Source organism: Gemmatimonas groenlandica (genome assembly GCF_013004105.1).
Lineage (GTDB): Bacteria > Gemmatimonadota > Gemmatimonadetes > Gemmatimonadales > Gemmatimonadaceae > Gemmatimonas > Gemmatimonas groenlandica.
Window position 1 is genome coordinate 2,782,799 of the sequence record NZ_CP053085.1, and the last position, 16,129, is coordinate 2,798,927.

Consider the following 16,129-nt stretch of genomic DNA (forward strand, 5'->3'; position numbering starts at 1 on the left):
GAGGACGTCAGGAAGGAGGGGGCAGGACATCGCCGTTTCCCTGCATCCTCCACCCTGATACCCTCCTTCCTGCTTCCTAAGCTTTTGGCAGTTTCACGTTTCCGCCGGCGTCACCGCATCCACCCGCGTGACGTGCAGCGTCAACGAACGCGCGAACGCCACGAATCCGACGGTGCTGGCGAGGGCGCGCGCGGCCAGATCACCCATGGCGAGACGCACGACGGGAATGAAGCCCTGCTTCAGCACCTGGCGCACGAGGGCGTGAAGCACGGCGCGGCCGTAGCCCATACGCCTGTGCTGCGGCGACACCAGGACGCGGACGCGCGCCAACCGTCCTTGCGGCGCATCGACGGAAGCCAACGCCACCAGCACGCCGCCCTGAAGCGCGCCGACGCGATGGGGCGAGTCGAGGTTGCCGCCGCCTTCGTTCCACTCCAACGGCGACACATCGTGGCGGAGCATGTCGAGTACGTCGCGGCGAGGATCGAACACCAGCATGCCCGCGACCCTCGGCACCGGCGCGATCGTGCACTCGTCGAGCACTTCGACGGCAGCGGGATCCTCGCTCACCGTCAGTCGCGCCGACCTCAGTTCGATCACCGAACCGGGCGAGGCCTCGAGGCGCGTGATGGCGATCAGCTCCTGGACTTCAGCCGGATCGAGGCCGAGGTCGATCTCATCCCGGCAGGGGATGGATACCAGGCCGACCTCGTCACGCACGAACGTCCGAACGACCGGCTGGTCGTCGCCGAGTCGCTGGACGGTCGCGACCCGATGACGCTCGAGAAAGCCGACCGGACATCCGAGCGGCATCGCACAGGACCGCAGCGCGTCCGCAACGCTGCGCATGGCGAGTGAGGACCGTAGGTCGTTCGAGGAGTTCGACATCGTATCAAAAACATGACAGGTTCGGACTCAGAGTCCAATAGGCAGTTTTCAATTGTCAAGAATTTTGAGCACCTGCTCAATCTCCGCGGCGCTGTTGTAGCAGTGCGGCGACAGGCGGATCGCGCCTTCCCGGACGGTATGGGTCACGTGCGCCGCGCTGAGCCGACTGGCCATCGCGCCCAGCGACTCGGAGGCGAACGAGATCACCCCGGCCCGGCGAGCAGGGTCCGCCGGCGTCACCAAACGAACATCGGAGCGGGACTGCGCCCACTCGACGATCCGCGTGCCGAGTGACGTGATGTGCGCCGACACCGCGTCCACCCCGAGGTCGAGCAGGATCCGGGTCGAGGCGTTGGCTACCGCAAAGTCGTGATACGCCAGCGTAACGACCTCGAAGCGCCGCGCATCGTCGAAGAAGTCGTAGTCGTAGTCGGTGAGACGGGTGTAGTCGGTGGACGACTTCATGCAGGCCCATCCCACGTCGATCGGATCAATGGCCGTCAGCAGCTCGCGACGCACGTAGACGAATCCGGTTCCCCACGGGCTGAGCTGCCACTTTTGGGCGCCGCTGGAGAAGATGTCGATCGGCAACGCGTGCAGATCGATCGGGCGCACACCGCACCCCTGAATACCGTCCACGATAAAGAACACGCCGCGCTCACGGCAGGCGGCACCGATACGGGCGAGATCGGCGACATACCCGGTAGCGAACTGCACCCAGGAGACCACCACGGCCACCACGTCTGGGCGCGCGATGGCGGCGACCAGCGCGTCTTCATCCGGGAGTCCGTGCGTCCGCGGGATCAGATCGAGATTGATACCGCGCGATCCTAGTGCCTGAAAGGGATACACGCAGCTCGGAAACTCCCCGTCGAAGGTGAGGATCGTGCCGGGCCGCAACGGCAACGCGCGCGCCGCGAGATTGAGCCCGTAGGTCGTGTTGGGCATGAGGGCGATTTCGTCGGCGTCGGCACCGACCAACGCGGCGAACTGCGCGCGCGCCGTCGAGGCGGCGTGCTGCATCCACTGGAACGGCAGCGAGTGCGGCTGCGCCCGCATGCGGCTCCACGTATTCGCCACCTCCACCGCCGCCGCCGGCATCGGCCCCACGCTGGCGGCATTCAGGAAAATCGCCGGATCATTGGCCATCCAGGCGTATTCACGGGCGCGAAGCGCTGCGACGTCGAGTGATGCAGTCATGATCGGCTCAGCGGAAACGTCCGCGTTCGGGAGAGAGGAGACATCGGTTTACGGCATGCGACGGGCGCCGCGCGGATCGAGCGCGTCGCGCAAGGCATCGCCGAGCAGATTGAAACCGAGCACCGCGACACCGATTGCCAGGCCCGGTGCGAGACTCGTCCACGGCGCATTGCGCAGCTGCGAGAGATCACGGCCATCGGCGATCATCGCGCCCCAGCTCGGCGTGGGCGGCTGCACACCGAGGCCCAGGAACGACAACGCCGCTTCCGCCATGATCGCGCCGGCGATGCCAAGCGTGGCCGCGATCACGACCGGCGCAATCACATTCGGCAGCACATGGCGCAGCAGGATCCGGCGGTCGCGTGCCCCGAGTGCCCGCATGGCCTGCACGTACTCCAGTTCACGCACTACCAGCACCTGCCCGCGCACCAATCGCGCCATACCGGCCCAGCCCACGACGCCGATCACGGTGCACACCACGGTGAGCGAGGGTTCGAACGCCGCCGCCATTGCGATCAGCAGCAACAACGACGGAAACGCGAGCGTGACGTCGGCCAGCCGCATGATGATCTCTTCCGTCCACTTACCGCGATATCCCGCGACAAGCCCAAGCACGAGACCGATCGACAGCGAAATCCCCTGTGACGCGAGTCCGACCAGCAGCGAAATGCGGGCACCATGCACCAACCGCGACCAGACATCGCGTCCCTGCGCGTCGGTGCCAAGCCAGTGCGCGCCACTCGGCTTCTGCAGCGCGTTGCGGAGGTCGATCTGTATGGGATCGGCGCCGTCGATGAGCGGCGCTAGCAGCGCTGCCACAATCAACAGTGCGATCACGCCAAACCCGAGACGGGCCCGACGATCGTCGCGCAGGCGCGTCCACGCGGCATTTCCCGACGCATTGGCCGCTTCGCTTCCGATGGCGGGCGTCATGCTCACGCCGTGCTCAGTGAGGCACGGATCGCAGCCGACGCCACGCGCGAACCGGAGGCCCTAGACAGCACCTCGGCTGCATCGTCCACGAACCGCTGCCAGTCGTGCTGTCTCGATGCGCGCGCCCTCGCGGCATCGCCCATCGCGTCGTACTCATGGCGGTCCGACATCAACCGGGCCAGCTCGGCGACGATGGCCGGGACATCGGCATCCGACGTTACGAAGCCGGTGATACGCGATGCAACGATCGACGCAAACGACAGCGCGGACGGCACGACGACGGGAATGCCACGCTGCATGGCGGCGATGGTAGCGATGGCGCCCTCGTCGCCGTCGGCGGTGATCCACACGGCCGCGGCCTCAACGTCGTCAGCCAGCAGCAGCGCCTCGAGCGGCGCAATCTGCACGAAGGCGGTGAGCCCGAGCGAGGCTGCATGCACCCGCGTGGACTGCAACGCCGCAAGATCGCCGAGCAGCACGATGCGCAGCGACGGATGCCGACCCACCAGCCTCGCCGCGGCCCGTAGTGCCACGGCGGTACGCTCGTCGTGCTCGGCCGGCGGCACGATCCACAACGCAGTGGGAACGGTCTCACCGGCTGGCGTATCGCCACGCAGGTGCGGTGACGACGGCCCCGGCCAACTCACCGCGATCGGATCGCGACCCCACGACGTGAGGCGCGTGCGCGAGCCGGCCAATCGCGTACGCCACGTGCGCGCGGCAGGATGCCGATCGGGTGCATCCTCACCGACGGCCCACCGTCGGACCACTCCACCACGGCGCCCGGTGGCCAGCGCGGCCAAAAGGGCATCGGGTTCACTCTGCACCAACACCGCATCGGGGCGCAGCGCGGCCACGATCCCGCGTGCACTGCGAATACGCGCAAAGGCGCCCTGACCCGTAATGCCGCGCACCGGCAAGCGCGGGAAGGTGGCTTCGACGGAGCGCTCCAGCGCGCCGTGACTCAGGCACGCCACGGTCACGATGTCACCGCGGGCCGCGAGCTCCGCGCCCAGCGTGATCGGCAGGCGAACGTCAGGCGTCCACGACGCCGCCGTGGTGAGAATGAGAACACGCACGGATCACTCGCTACCGCGATTGAACTGCAAGGCATGCAGACGCGCGTACGCGCCATTCCGTTCCAGCAGATCGGCATGCGTACCCTGCTCCACCAGCTGCCCGCGCTCGAGCACGAGAATGCGATCGGCGTGCTGGATCGTGGCCAGGCGATGGGCGATCACGAACACCGTGCGCCCTTCGAGCAGACGGTCGATTGCCTCCTGCACCAGCCGCTCGCTTTCCACATCGAGTGCCGAAGTGGCCTCGTCGAGAATGAGAATTGGCGGGTCGGACAGGAGCGCCCGCGCGATGGCCAGGCGCTGACGCTGCCCGCCCGACAAGCGTGATCCGCGCTCGCCGAGGTTGGTATCCCAGCCTTCGGGCAGTTCCTGAATGAACGACAGCGCATTGGCCGCGCGAGCCGCGGCGTCGAGCTGCGCCTGCGTGACCTGCGTGCGGCCAAAGGCGACGTTGGCGCGCACGGTGTCGTTGAAGAGCACGGTGTCCTGGCTCACGATACCCGTGAGCGAACGCAACGCGTCGAGCGTGATGTGGCGCAGGTCGACACCGTCGAGCGTGATACGGCCTCTGGTGGGTTCGAGAAAGCGAGGCAACAGGTCGATCAGTGTGCTCTTACCGGCGCCACTCGCGCCCACGAGGGCGACGACTTCACCCTTTCGCGCCGAGAACGACACATCGGACAACGCCGGCGCATCGTCGCCATACGCAAACGTCACGTGCTCGAACTCGAGCGAGGTCGCAAACGTCGGCACGGTGATGGTGCCGCGATCTGCCGCCGTCTCCGTGGGCGAGTCGAGCACCTCGAAAATCCGCTCGGCGCTGGCCAGCGACTGCTGCGCCGCCGCCGGTACCTGCGACAGCTGCTTGAGCGGCTGCAACAGGCGCATCACCCAGATCAGGAACGTCACCAGCAGCGCGCCGTCGAGCGACTTCTCGACCAGCACGAGCCGCGCACCGAACCAGAGAATCGCCACGGCCATCACGGCACCGAGCGTTTCCGTGACCGGGCCCGACATCAGCGCGAGTCGACCGATGCGCACGTAGCCCTTGGCGAACGCCGCATTACGCGTCACGAAACGCTGCTCTTCGCGCACCTCGGCGCCGTAGGATTTGATGAGACGGATGCCGCTCACCACTTCCTGCACCATGCTGGTGATCTCGCCCTGCTCATTGCCCATGCGGCGATGGCCTTTGCGCAATTTGCGCAGCACGGGTTGCAGCGAGAGCACCGTGAGCGGCACGACCACCAGCGACGCCAGCGACAACTTCCACGACACGGCGAACATGATCGCGATGGTGGACACCACCTGTGCGGTACTCCAGATCGACCGGGTCACCAATTCAGTGACGACGGCCTTGGCGTTCGTGGTGTCTGTGAGCATGCGGGAGATCACCTGGCCCACCTTGTTGGCGGTGAACCAGCTCATGGGCAAGCGCAGCAGATGCGCATACAGCGCATCGCGCAAATCTCGCACCACGAACTCCTGCAACTGCGCGCCGATCTGCCCACTCAACCACACCAACACGTTCTTGAGCGTGACGGCCAGCAACACCAGCACGATCACGTTGCGCAGCGATCCCATCTGATCGGCGGGATCGAGCAAAAAGCCGATCGTCGTGCCAAGAATGGCCGACACGACCTTGTTGCCCGGAATCAGCTGCGGCTGCTCGAATAGCGCGTTCAGAAACGGAATCAGCAGCGTGAACGAGAAGACGTCGAATACGGCGGCGAGCAGGTTGAGCGACACCACACCCACCAGCTTCGAGCGATGCGGGCGCACGAAGCCCCACAGCCGTCCCCACAATCCCGCAGGCGCGCTCATCGCTTGGGCGTGAGCAGCGCAACCGGCAGGATGCACTCCTCCGGCGTCACACCACCGTGCAGGAATGATCCACGATACCGGCTCTGGTATTCGCGCAGCTTGGTGGGATACACGAAGAACGTGTCACCGGCGGCCATCAGCGTGTTGTTGCCGGGGCCACGATGCGGCAAGCGCAGGTCATCGGGATTCGTGAACAGCAACGCCTGCTCGGGACGTTCGGCCCGTAGATCCTCGCCGAACTTGTAGCGCAGGTTGGCCGTGGCATCGCGCTTGGCGAACACGGTGGCCGGCGAATTACAGTGCAGCGCGCCATGATCGCTGGTGATGACCACTGAAATATTCCGGCGCGACGCTTCCTTCAGCAGTGTGAACAGCGACGACCGCTCGAACCACTGCTTGGTGATGGCACGCAAGGCGATCTCGTCACGCGCGACTTCGAACAGAATCATCGATTCGCTGCGGCCGTGCGTGAGCATGTCCACGAAATTGAACACGAACGCATGAATACCTTCGCCGGCGATGGCGCCCGGCAGGTGGCGCTCGAGGTCGTCGGAGTCGGCGGCGGTTGTGATCTTGTGATAGCGCACAGGAGCCTGAACCTTGAGCTCCTCGAGATGCGCCACCAGCAAATCGCGCTCGTGCATATTGAGCGTTTCGTCGTCCTTCTCGCCCCACCAGTCGGGGAAGCGCGCGGCGATTTCCCCAGGGAAGAGCCCGCTGAACAGCGCGTTGCGCGCGTACGGTGTGGCGGTCGGGAGAATCGAGTAGTAGTGCGTGGTTTCCACATCGTACAGCGGAGCCAGTAGCGGCTCCAGCACGCGCCACTGATCGACCCGTAGGCAGTCGATGACCACGAAGATCGCCTTGCGATCACGCGCCAAGACCGGCATCACGAATTCGGTGACAACGTCTACCGACAGTGGCGGACGGTCGCCTTCGAGCTCACGGAGCCAGCGCGGATACTCGGTGCGCATGAACGTGGCGAACTCGCGATGCATGTCGGGATACAGCCCGCGCAACGACTCGTGCAGCCCCAGCTCGCCGGCCGCGGCGAGATCGACGTCCCACTGCATGAGCTCCGCGAAGCGCTCGATCCAGCCGCGCCAGTCGAGCCCCGCGTAGCGCTCGGACTCGATGGCACGGAACCGTTCCACGAACGCGCGGGCCAACGCCTGCGAGCGAATCAGCGGACCTTCGAGGATGCGCGTGACGACTGTCAGCACCTGTCGCGGGGTGACCGGCTTCACGAGGTAATCGCGGATGTTCACGCCGATCGCTTCCTTGAGCGTCGCGTCCTCTTCGCTCTTGGTGACCATCACGACGGGCATGGTCGGCAGCATCTCGCGGATGTCCTTGTAGGCATCGAGTCCGCGGGTACCGGGCATCTGCTCGTCGAGCAGCACCAGATCGTACGGGCGACGTCGCAGCAGCTCGAGCGCGTCGTCCGCGTTCGTCGCCGTCTCGACGCGATAGCCCTTGTCTCCGAGCAGGAGTCGATGCGGCTCGAGAAGCTCCGCTTCGTCGTCCACCCAGAGAATCGTTTTTGCCATCAGCGCCATCTAGTAAGGTACCTGAGCGGCGGGACTACGGTCCAGCGGGGTCGCCCCGGCTACCGCGCCGCGCCGCGCCGGACGCAATCGGACGCGTTACATTCGGACCGTGCACGCTGAATCCCTTCCCTACGCGCTCGAACCGCTCCGCTTCCCGTTCCCTGCTCTCGCGTCGCTGGCCGGACGCCTGCCGCTGGGTGGCGGACGTGAGGTGGCCCTGGCCGCACTCATGACCGCCCGGTTGGCGCAGGGCGTGATGACCGGCGACGCGCTCCATACCGGTGAGCGGGTCACCCGCGCGGCCGCTGCCAAGGTGTGGCTGGCCTCACTCGCGCTCCCGGCGACGACGCGCGTTCCGTTTGCCCGCTGCGTCGAGTCCACGACCGGCACCTCGCTGCAGGTGGCGGGTGCGATCCGCAGCCTCGTCGCAGCCGCCGGCACGCATCTCGACGGCCCCTCGGTACAGGAACTCGAGAAGCTCGCGCGCCTGCTCGCGGGCTCATGACCCACCGCACCGATATCTCGCCGCTGACCCGCGTCGTGGCGCGCCTCGACCGGGCCAGCGTCGGTGATGTCGACCCGGGTCTCGTCCCCACCCGATTCCCGTCGATCGATCGCGCCATCGGCGGTGGGATGCGCCGCGGCGACCTGATCGTCGTCGGCGGAGACGACAGCGCCGGCTGCTCCGCTCTTGGCCTCGCCATCGCCTTGCGCGTGTCCCCTCGTGCGTTGCTGCTCACCGGTGAAATGCAGGCCGAACGCGCCTACGAGCGCGCCCTCGCGATGGGGGCGAAGGTACCGCTGGAATCGATGCGCCTTGGCGTCGTCAGCGAGGAAGAACGCGCCCGGCTCGCCACCGTCGCGGTTACGCTACGCGACCGGGCGCCGGTCATCGAAACGATCACGTCCGGCACCATGGCCGCCATCGATCGTGCGGTAGAAGCGACGCCCGACGCCTCGTTGGTGGTGGTCGATCCGCTGGAATGCCTGCTGGATCGCGATTCGGGTCGCGACGAAGCACTCGGGTTCGCGGTGCTGTCGCTCAAGCGACTCGCGCTGCGACGCAATGTGGCGGTATTGCTGACGACACACCTGCCGCAGTTGGATCGCGTGCGCCACGATCGCCGTCCCCGTCTCACGGATTTCGGATTGGGCGGAGCGATCGGGACCCACGCCGATCTGGTATGGGGGCTGTATCGCGAAGAGCTGTACGAGGCCGATCTCGGGGTGTCCGGAGCTGCGGAGTTGCTACTGCTGAAGAACCGGGATGGGGCGAGAGGATACATCGATCTGTATTTCGACCAGCGGTACAGCCGGTTCGAGGATGTACTCGAGGAGTGAAGAGGCGGAGGTAGCCTCCCCGCCCTTTTTGACCCACAACCCAGAACCCATTACCTCGAGCCCCCAGCTCGTAGCCCACAGCGGCTGTGAGCTGTTGGCTTGAGGTTTGAGGTACTGGGTGGTGGGTGGTGGGTCACCAGCTCAGAAGACCAGAATTCAAGAACCCACAACCCAGAACCCATTACCTCGAGCCCCCAGCCCATAGCCCACAGCGCCTGTGAGCTGTTGGCTTGGGGTTTGAGGTACTGGGTGGTGGGTGGTGGGTAACTAGGACAGAAGACCAGAATTCAAAAACCCACAACCCAAAACCCACGACCCAAAACCCCCAGCCCATAGCCCACAGCCGCTGTGAGCTGTTGGCTTGGGGTTTGAGGTACTGGGTGGTGGGTTTTGGGTTTTCCGTAACGGGAACCAGCCCACCCAGCAGGGCGGCATTTCAACACCCCACCCCCTCTCGGCATTATTTTCCCCGACATCGATTTGGCAACACCCATATCCGCATTCACGGGGCAGGGCGATGGCAGGACATAGCAAATGGAAGACGATCAAGCGCGCGAAGGCAGCCACCGACAACAAGCGCGGAGCGCTCTTCACGCGACTGATCCGCGAAATCACCATGGCCGCCAAGCTTGGCGGGGGTGATCCGGGCGGCAATCCTCGCCTGCGCACCGCCATCGACAACGCAAAAGCCGTGTCGATGCCCAAGGACAACATCGACCGCGCCATCAAGAAGGGCACGGGCGAACTGGAAGGGGTGGACTACGTCGAAGTGCTCTACGAGGCCTACGGCCCGGGCGGCGTCGCGATCATGATTCAGGCGGTGACCGACAACCCCACGCGCACCGTGGCCGATGTGCGGCACAAGCTGTCGCGCAACCATGGCAACATGGGCTCCAGCAACTCGGTGGCCTATCTGTTCGAGCGGAAGGGGCAGATGTCGGTGTCGGCCGAGGGCGTGAACGAAGACACGCTCATCGAGGCCGCGCTCGAGGCCGGCGCGGACGACGTGGTGCGCGACGATACCGAGTTTACGATCACCACCGAGCCCGGTACGCTGCACGCGACGAAGGAAGGGCTCGAGTCGAAGAAGTACAAAGTGGCCGATGCCGAACTGGCGTGGGTGCCCAAGAGCACCGTCAAGGTGGAAGGCGCGGCGGCCGACCAGCTCATGAAACTGCTCGAAGCGCTCGAAGAGCTCGACGACGTGCAGAAGGTCGACGCGAACTTCGAGATGGACGACGACGCGATGGCCGAGGCGTGAGTCCGTCGCTGGTGCTCGGGATCGATCCGGGCACCGCCGTCACGGGGTACGGTGTGGTCGCGTACGACGGCCGCATCGCCACCCTCGTGGAGTGCGGCGTCATCCGCACGACCGCGAATGACCCGCTGCCCCAGCGTCTACTGGAGATTCACGAAGGCGTCGAGGAGATCCTCGCGCGGCACCGTCCCGACACGATGTCGGTCGAAGACGTGTTCTACGCCAAGAATGTGCGCACGACGATCGTCCTCGGCCACGCGCGCGGCGTGATTCTTCTCGCCGCGCAGAAGGCCGCCCTCACGATCTGCGAGTACCCGCCCGCCGAGATCAAGAAGGCGATCACCGGCACCGGCGCCGCTACGAAAGAGCAGGTGCAGTTCATGGTGGCGCGCCTGCTGCGTCTCAAGAGTGCCCCGCAGCCCGCCGACGCTGCCGATGGCGTGGCCGCCGCGCTCTGCGCCTGTCTCACGTCGTCGCGACCGAAGCTCCCCGAGCTTCCGCCGATGCGTATTCCTCTCTCCAAGCTCGTGAAATGATCGCACTGGTATCCGGCACGCTCGTCCATCGCGAACTCGATCGCGTAGAAATTCTGACGGCGGGTGGTGTGGGCTACGAGTGCCTCATTCCGCTCTCGGTCTTCGAGTCGTTACCGCAGGAAGGCGGAGCGATTACGCTGCATACGCACCTTGCCGTGCGCGAAGACGCGTGGCACCTGTACGGCTTCTCCGATCGCTACGACCGCGCCGTCTTTCAGCGACTGCTCGTGGCCAAGGGCGTCGGCCCGGCACTCGCGCTCGGCATTCTGTCATCGCTCACGCCCGAGCGCGTGGTCCGTGCACTGCGCGAGAAAGACATCACGACCCTCATGCGCGTGCCGCGCGTGGGTCGGAAGAAGGCCGAGCAGATCATTCTCGACCTGGCCGACAAGATGGACACCGTGGGCTCGGCGCCCGCGGCCGCCGGCGCCGCGAAGAGCCCAATCGCCGATGACGCCATCCGAGCGCTCATTGCGCTCGGCTACAACCAGCTGGAAGCCGATCGCGCCGTGCGGGCGGTGGTGGATGGCGGGGCCGGTGGGGATGTCGGGGCGGTGGTGAGGGCGGCCTTAAGTCGCTTGACTGCGAAGTGAGGCGTGGTCGGTGCGCGACGGCGGACACTCACGTGAGTATGGAGTTGTGAGTGAAAGTTTGAAGTTCTGAGTGCAAACTCACGACTCGAAACTTCGACTCACAACTTCAAACTCACGTGAGTGCCAGTGGCTTACCGCCGGTATTGAGTCGCATCCCGCAGCGGCTTCCCACAACTCGGCACCGTGATCACCTGCCCCGGGCGGCCACCGGGAATCGGATCGACCAGCACGCGCGAGCTCTTCTCGGCGTCTTCGCTCGCGAGATACACGAACATCGCGGTGAGCGTCGCGTTGTGCTTCAGATCATCGACAATGATTTTGTCGAACGAGTCGCGGTTCGTGTGCCACGTGCTGTTGCTGTAGTCCCAGTTCAGCGCGCCGAGTCCGACCGCCGGTGCGCCCCAGCAGCGGAACGACGCATCGTCTGATCCGGCGCCGATACCCGACGGGCCCGAGAGCCGGATGTACTTCGTGAGCTGGGACGGCATCTGGCTCATGTACTGCGCCAGGCGCGGTCCATTTTCCGGATGCAGTCCTGGGCCCGTGCTCACCACGCGGCCCGTGCCGTTGTCCTGATTGAAGGCGAACTGCAGTCCCTTGATCACTTCGGGATGGTCGGCCGTGAACGAGCCGGAGCCGTTCAACCCCTGCTCCTCTCCGCTCCAGTGACCGACCAGAATCGTGCGCGACGGCTTCGGATACACCGCATGCAGAATGCGCAGCGCTTCCATCATGGTGATCGAGCCCGTCGCGTTGTCGGTCGCGCCCGAGTGCCCTTCCCAGCTATCGAAGTGCGCTGACAGGACCACGTACTCGTCGGGCTTCGTCGCGCCCTTGATCTCGGCGATCACGTTGAACACCGGCTTCTCGCCGAGCGCTTCCGATTCGGCCATCACGCGCACCTTGGGGCCCTGCTTGTTCTGCGCGAGGCGGAACAGCATGCCGTAGTCTTCGCAGCCCACGTCGAACGTGGGGAGCGCGGCATTGCGCGGCGATCCGAAGATCTTATTCACGCCCGGATACTGCGAGTAGTTCGACTCGAACACGGCCACCGCACCGGCCGCCTTGAGGTCGCTGTAGAACGTCGGCACGCGCTGCGTCACGCCCTGATACGTGGCCGACAAATCGCGCTGCATCGAGTCGAGCGACGCCTGCGTGCTCGGCATGGCGAACTCGGCGAGCTGCGACGCCGGACGGCAAGTAAGACGTGGCGCCGACGCCAGCACGATCTTGCCCTTCACACTCGGCAGCCACGCCGTGAACTCCTCGGGCGACTGATAGGGCTTCACCACCACGACGTCGCCATCGGCCCACTTGCCCGCCGTATTGCCGCTCCACGACAGCATGTTGATCTCGAGCGCCTTCACGCGCGGCGCCGTGAGCTGCGCGAACGCGGCCCCACGCTTCCACGAGTTCCACGTGCCGTACTGTTCCTTGCGCGCCGTCACGCCGAACTGCTTGTAGGTGGCCAACAGCCAATCCTGCGCGCGATTCATATTCGGCGAGCCGGTCAGGCGTGGGCCCACGGAATCGAGGAGCTGCTGCGCCAGCGTGCCGGCCTGCGACCGCTGCATCCCTTCTTCCCACAGCTTCAGCATGACGGGATCGGTGGGCGCTTCCTTCCGCACGTACGACGGCGCCGGATCAACGGGCAACGCCTGAATGTTCTTGGCGACCGGTGCGGGCCCGCGACCGGGCTGCGCGGACGCCGACGACGTGGCGGACGCCGACGCGGCCAGGAGCAGCGCGAAGACAGAGTATGAACGCATCTGAAGTTCTGGTGTTCGGTGAGAAACGAGGTGCGGAGCGGCGCGTCAGGCCCGCGGACTCAATCCATCCACGAGCGACGTGCGATACGCCTTCCACGCCGGCACAAAGCCGATGACGAGGCCCGCACCCATGACAACGGCGAGATAGGTCCATTCCGTTGAGCGGAGCGGGTGCAGCGCGAGATGCAACCCGAAGCGCTGTTCGATCGGCCCCTGCGCCACGAACAGGCCGATGTACACAGCAGCCACGCCGATGATGCAGCCAAGGAACGCCAGCAGCCCACTCTCGAGCACGAGCAGCGAGATGATCATGCGCGGCCCAGCGCCCACCGCGCGCAGAATCGCCATCTCGCGACGCCGCGCTTCGAGCGACGAGTAAAGCGCGACGAGCATCCCGGTGAGGCCGATCGCCACAGCGAAAATCGCGATCACGCGCAGACCGACTTCGGCGCTGCCGATGTTCTGCCACAACTCGCCAAGCGCCACACCGGGAATCACCGCCGTGAGCGGCTCCACCAAGTCGGTGTTCATCTCACGCTGCAACATCAGCGCTTCGAACCGGTTCTTGGTCCCGACAAAGAACGCCGTGATCTGATCGTCACCGTGATCATGCGCCGGTTCAGCCGCGACCGACTCCTTGTCGGCAGGCGCCGTGGCCTTCCGCTCCGCCGCCTTTTGCACCACCGCGGCCGCCTTCACCTCCGGCATCGCACTCGGTGGCGGCTCCGCCCCCGGCACCACCAACGGCGTCCCCGGCGGAGGACTCGCGCCCGGCAACACCAGCGGCGTCCCCGGCGGCGGACTCGCGCCCGGCATCACCATCGGCGTCCCCGGTGGCGGCTCCGCCCCCGGCATCACCATCGGCGTCCCAGCAGGCGGTGCCATCGCCGCCGCCCGCTGTTTGTTCGCCGCAATGATCGCCGCCGCCTTCGCGCTTTTTGCCGCACCCGGCGTCGTCGCGCGTTTGCTGTTGCGCCGTCCCCCCCCCCCCCCCCCCGCCCTGACACCCTCCCTCCTGCTCCCTCCGCCGACGCCATCGACGACCCAGCAACGCCAGTCTCAGGCTCATGCATCGCCTCGATCCCGCCGAGCGTCACGTACACCGACCGATCGATCGGCGTGAACGTGCGACCCAGAATCCCGACCACATGGAACGGGTGCGCCTCATGACTCGACGTACCGATATCGCGGAGCCCGTGCACCACCACCACCGGCGTACCGATCGTGTAGCCCAGCTTCTCCGCCACGTCGCTGCCGATCACCACTTCCGTATCCGCGACGGCGGCGCGTCCGGACACGAAGACGATCCGGCCATCCTTGCGGAACCGATAGCGCTCGTAGAACTCGGGCGTGGTGCCGACTACCCGGAAGCCGCGATGACTGTCGCCGAGGGAGTATGGCACCACCCACTTCACGGCGGGATGCGCCTTCCACCGCTCCATCGTGGACAGCTTTACCGATCCGGAGGGCGAGCCGATGCCGAACACCGCACTGAGCAACACCTGCAGCGTGCCGCCGCGCGCGCCGACGATCAGGTCAACGCCGCGAATCGTGCCGGCGAAACTGTCGCGCACCCCAGCCCGCACATTTTCGATGCCGACCAACAACGTCACGCTGAGCGCGATCGATGCGACCGTCAGCGACGTCGTGAGCAAACGGCTGCGCAGCGACGTCAGCGCCAAACGCAGCAACATCATCGTGAGTCACTCATCGTGATCCACTCACGCGTGATGCAGTCATGCGTCGGCCCCGACTTTCGCCGCCCGATTGATCTCCATCAGTTCCACCGTGCGAGAGAACAGCGGCATCAGCGTGTGATCGTGGCTCACGAACACGAGCGTGGCCTTGGCTTTTTCACAGGATGCGAACAGCAGCTTGAGGAAGCGTTCACGTCGATCAGTGTCGAGCGCGCTCGTGGGCTCGTCGGCGATCACCACCTCGGGACTGCCCATCAAAGCGCGGGCCGCCGCGACGCGCTGCTGTTGCCCCACGCTCAGCTCCGCGATCGGCGAATCGAGATACTGTTCGATATCGAGTTGCGACGCGATATCGCGCACGGCGTCGTCGAGCGAACGTCCGCCCAGGCGCGCGAGTCGCGCCGGCTCGAGTCGCACCGGTAGCAGGATGTTCTCCCGCACCGGGAGATACGGAATGAGGTTGAACATCTGGAACACGTAGCCCAGATGCCTCGCCCGGAACGCGTCTCGCGCGCCGCCCGACATGGTCGAGAAATCCTGACCCAGAATGCGCACGCTGCCGCTGGTCGCCTGCAGCACACCCGCAAGAAGGCCGAGGAGCGTGGTCTTGCCACTGCCACTCGGCCCGTGCAGAAACACCGTCTCGCCGCGGGCGATCGCCAATGAGTCGATGGCCAGCACGTCGCGTCCCTTCTTGTACGAAAATCGCAACGCGGACAGCTCCACCGCCGGCGTCCCGATCACTGCGGAACCGGCGGGAGCTGCCACGGGGGCACCTTCACTCATTTCGACGAGTAGGGTTCGACCTTGAGTCCTTCCAGCTGGTAGCCCACGGTGCCGTACGGGCTCTCGACCGAGGCGATCTTGAGACGTCCCGACATCCACACGGCGTCGAACAGGTTGAGCTTGACGGCCTTCTTGCCACCCATCTCCACCATGACGATCTGGTTCGGCGGCGGCGGCGGCGTGTGCACGCAGGCGCCGTAGTACGGCACCAGCAGGAACTCAGCGCCCTCTTCCTGGAAGTCGTCGAGCGGCACAACGAAGCCCGGAATCCGGACCAGCTTGCCCTCGAGCTTCTTGAGCGTGTCGGTCGACTTACCGTTCGTGTAGTCGAGGCCGGCCAGCACGCGCCAGTCGATATTCACCGCCTCTTCGACGAGCGCCTTCGGCGAAGCTTTCGCTTCAGCCTTCGGGGCCGTCGGCGCCTTGGACACGACAGGAGCGGCCGCGACGCGGACAGGCGGCGTGGAGCGGGCGGGCGTGGTAAACGCCGTCGTAGCCAACAGCACGACGGAGATTCCAGCCAGCGAAAGCACAGGTGAACGGCGGAGCATGGCGAATCCTGGGAGCAGGACGAACGGGAGCCGACGCGACGACGTCGCGGGTCACTCCCGGAAATTTACGCAATCCGGGCGGGAACGCTGAAGGAAGCGAACGCGCGAGCGCTGCCGCCGTTCC

The 16,129-nt window shown here is 65.7% G+C and carries 16 protein-coding genes; 5 read left to right on the forward strand and 11 right to left on the reverse strand.

Annotated elements, in window-relative coordinates:
• Nucleotides 1-93: 93 nt before the first annotated feature.
• From HKW67_RS11750 to porX, 6 genes are all read right to left on the reverse strand, one after another.
• Nucleotides 94-849, reverse strand: a complete 756-nt coding sequence (locus HKW67_RS11750) for a GNAT family N-acetyltransferase (RefSeq protein WP_171225564.1) — start codon at nucleotides 847-849, stop codon at nucleotides 94-96.
• Between the two features lie 87 nt (nucleotides 850-936).
• On the reverse strand, nucleotides 937-2,088 hold the full coding sequence (locus tag HKW67_RS11755) for an aminotransferase class V-fold PLP-dependent enzyme (protein ID WP_171225565.1): 1,152 nt from the start codon (nucleotides 2,086-2,088) through the stop codon (nucleotides 937-939).
• A gap of 48 nt (nucleotides 2,089-2,136) precedes the next feature.
• Nucleotides 2,137-3,021 carry an ABC transporter permease gene (locus tag HKW67_RS11760; RefSeq protein ID WP_171227639.1) on the reverse strand — a complete coding sequence of 295 codons (885 nt, stop codon included), beginning with the start codon at nucleotides 3,019-3,021 and terminating at the stop codon, nucleotides 2,137-2,139.
• 2 nt (nucleotides 3,022-3,023) lie between these two features.
• Nucleotides 3,024-4,100, reverse strand: coding sequence for a glycosyltransferase (locus HKW67_RS11765; protein WP_171225566.1), 1,077 nt, complete (start codon nucleotides 4,098-4,100; stop codon nucleotides 3,024-3,026).
• Nucleotides 4,101-4,103: 3 nt separating this feature from the next.
• Nucleotides 4,104-5,924 carry an ABC transporter ATP-binding protein gene (locus tag HKW67_RS11770; protein WP_171225567.1) on the reverse strand — a complete coding sequence of 607 codons (1,821 nt, stop codon included), beginning with the start codon at nucleotides 5,922-5,924 and terminating at the stop codon, nucleotides 4,104-4,106.
• Complete coding sequence (gene porX, locus HKW67_RS11775; protein WP_171225568.1) at nucleotides 5,921-7,474, reverse strand: T9SS response regulator signal transducer PorX; 1,554 nt, start codon at nucleotides 7,472-7,474, stop codon at nucleotides 5,921-5,923. Before porX ends, HKW67_RS11770 begins: the two co-directional genes overlap by 4 nt.
• A 109-nt stretch (nucleotides 7,475-7,583) precedes the next feature.
• Here porX and HKW67_RS11780 point away from each other — a divergent pair, with 109 nt between their 5' ends.
• The 5 genes from HKW67_RS11780 (at nucleotide 7,584) to ruvA (ending at nucleotide 11,202) form a co-directional block, all read left to right on the forward strand.
• Complete coding sequence (locus HKW67_RS11780) at nucleotides 7,584-7,979, forward strand: hypothetical protein (RefSeq protein WP_171225569.1); 396 nt, start codon at nucleotides 7,584-7,586, stop codon at nucleotides 7,977-7,979.
• On the forward strand, nucleotides 7,976-8,815 hold the full coding sequence (locus HKW67_RS11785; RefSeq protein WP_171225570.1) for a DnaB-like helicase C-terminal domain-containing protein: 840 nt from the start codon (nucleotides 7,976-7,978) through the stop codon (nucleotides 8,813-8,815). Before HKW67_RS11780 ends, HKW67_RS11785 begins: the two co-directional genes overlap by 4 nt.
• A 517-nt stretch (nucleotides 8,816-9,332) precedes the next feature.
• Nucleotides 9,333-10,076, forward strand: coding sequence for a YebC/PmpR family DNA-binding transcriptional regulator (locus HKW67_RS11790; protein WP_171225571.1), 744 nt, complete (start codon nucleotides 9,333-9,335; stop codon nucleotides 10,074-10,076).
• Nucleotides 10,073-10,609 carry a crossover junction endodeoxyribonuclease RuvC gene (gene ruvC / locus HKW67_RS11795; protein WP_171225572.1) on the forward strand — a complete coding sequence of 179 codons (537 nt, stop codon included), beginning with the start codon at nucleotides 10,073-10,075 and terminating at the stop codon, nucleotides 10,607-10,609. Before HKW67_RS11790 ends, ruvC begins: the two co-directional genes overlap by 4 nt.
• The gene (gene ruvA / locus HKW67_RS11800; RefSeq protein WP_171225573.1) at nucleotides 10,606-11,202 is read left to right on the forward strand and encodes a Holliday junction branch migration protein RuvA; all 597 of its coding nucleotides are present in this window, start codon (nucleotides 10,606-10,608) and stop codon (nucleotides 11,200-11,202) included. The genes ruvC and ruvA overlap by 4 nt, the downstream gene beginning before the upstream one ends.
• Nucleotides 11,203-11,333: 131 nt before the next feature.
• On the opposite strand, the gene HKW67_RS11805 is transcribed toward ruvA, so the two are convergent.
• Genes HKW67_RS11805 through HKW67_RS11825 form a run of 5 tightly spaced genes read right to left on the reverse strand, consistent with a single transcriptional unit; the run spans nucleotide 11,334 to nucleotide 16,005 of the window.
• Nucleotides 11,334-12,971 (reverse strand): M28 family peptidase, encoded by a 1,638-nt coding sequence (locus HKW67_RS11805; RefSeq protein ID WP_171225574.1) that lies wholly within the window; start codon nucleotides 12,969-12,971, stop codon nucleotides 11,334-11,336.
• Between the two features lie 45 nt (nucleotides 12,972-13,016).
• Nucleotides 13,017-13,856, reverse strand: coding sequence for an ABC transporter permease (locus HKW67_RS11810; RefSeq protein ID WP_171225575.1), 840 nt, complete (start codon nucleotides 13,854-13,856; stop codon nucleotides 13,017-13,019).
• On the reverse strand, nucleotides 13,826-14,668 hold the full coding sequence (locus HKW67_RS11815) for an ABC transporter permease (RefSeq protein ID WP_171225576.1): 843 nt from the start codon (nucleotides 14,666-14,668) through the stop codon (nucleotides 13,826-13,828). Before HKW67_RS11815 ends, HKW67_RS11810 begins: the two co-directional genes overlap by 31 nt.
• A 39-nt stretch (nucleotides 14,669-14,707) precedes the next feature.
• On the reverse strand, nucleotides 14,708-15,454 hold the full coding sequence (locus tag HKW67_RS11820) for an ABC transporter ATP-binding protein (protein ID WP_171225577.1): 747 nt from the start codon (nucleotides 15,452-15,454) through the stop codon (nucleotides 14,708-14,710).
• Complete coding sequence (locus tag HKW67_RS11825) at nucleotides 15,451-16,005, reverse strand: DUF3299 domain-containing protein (RefSeq protein ID WP_171225578.1); 555 nt, start codon at nucleotides 16,003-16,005, stop codon at nucleotides 15,451-15,453. Before HKW67_RS11825 ends, HKW67_RS11820 begins: the two co-directional genes overlap by 4 nt.
• Nucleotides 16,006-16,129 lie beyond the last annotated feature (124 nt).

Bases quoted from the DNA above. Each gene is read 5' to 3' on its own strand.
- HKW67_RS11750 (WP_171225564.1), bottom strand. From the start codon at position 849: ATGCGCAGCGTTGCGGACGCGCTGCGGTCCTGTGCGATGCCGCTCGGA.
- HKW67_RS11755 (WP_171225565.1), bottom strand. From the start codon at position 2,088: ATGACTGCATCACTCGACGTCGCAGCGCTTCGCGCCCGTGAATACGCC.
- HKW67_RS11760 (WP_171227639.1), bottom strand. From the start codon at position 3,021: ATGACGCCCGCCATCGGAAGCGAAGCGGCCAATGCGTCGGGAAATGCC.
- HKW67_RS11770 (WP_171225567.1), bottom strand. From the start codon at position 5,924: ATGAGCGCGCCTGCGGGATTGTGGGGACGGCTGTGGGGCTTCGTGCGC.
- porX (WP_171225568.1), bottom strand. From the start codon at position 7,474: ATGGCAAAAACGATTCTCTGGGTGGACGACGAAGCGGAGCTTCTCGAG.
- HKW67_RS11785 (WP_171225570.1), top strand. From the start codon at position 7,976: ATGACCCACCGCACCGATATCTCGCCGCTGACCCGCGTCGTGGCGCGC.
- HKW67_RS11790 (WP_171225571.1), top strand. From the start codon at position 9,333: ATGGCAGGACATAGCAAATGGAAGACGATCAAGCGCGCGAAGGCAGCC.
- ruvA (WP_171225573.1), top strand. From the start codon at position 10,606: ATGATCGCACTGGTATCCGGCACGCTCGTCCATCGCGAACTCGATCGC.
- HKW67_RS11805 (WP_171225574.1), bottom strand. From the start codon at position 12,971: ATGCGTTCATACTCTGTCTTCGCGCTGCTCCTGGCCGCGTCGGCGTCC.
- HKW67_RS11810 (WP_171225575.1), bottom strand. From the start codon at position 13,856: ATGGCACCGCCTGCTGGGACGCCGATGGTGATGCCGGGGGCGGAGCCG.
- HKW67_RS11815 (WP_171225576.1), bottom strand. From the start codon at position 14,668: ATGATGTTGCTGCGTTTGGCGCTGACGTCGCTGCGCAGCCGTTTGCTC.
- HKW67_RS11820 (WP_171225577.1), bottom strand. From the start codon at position 15,454: ATGAGTGAAGGTGCCCCCGTGGCAGCTCCCGCCGGTTCCGCAGTGATC.
- HKW67_RS11825 (WP_171225578.1), bottom strand. From the start codon at position 16,005: ATGCTCCGCCGTTCACCTGTGCTTTCGCTGGCTGGAATCTCCGTCGTG.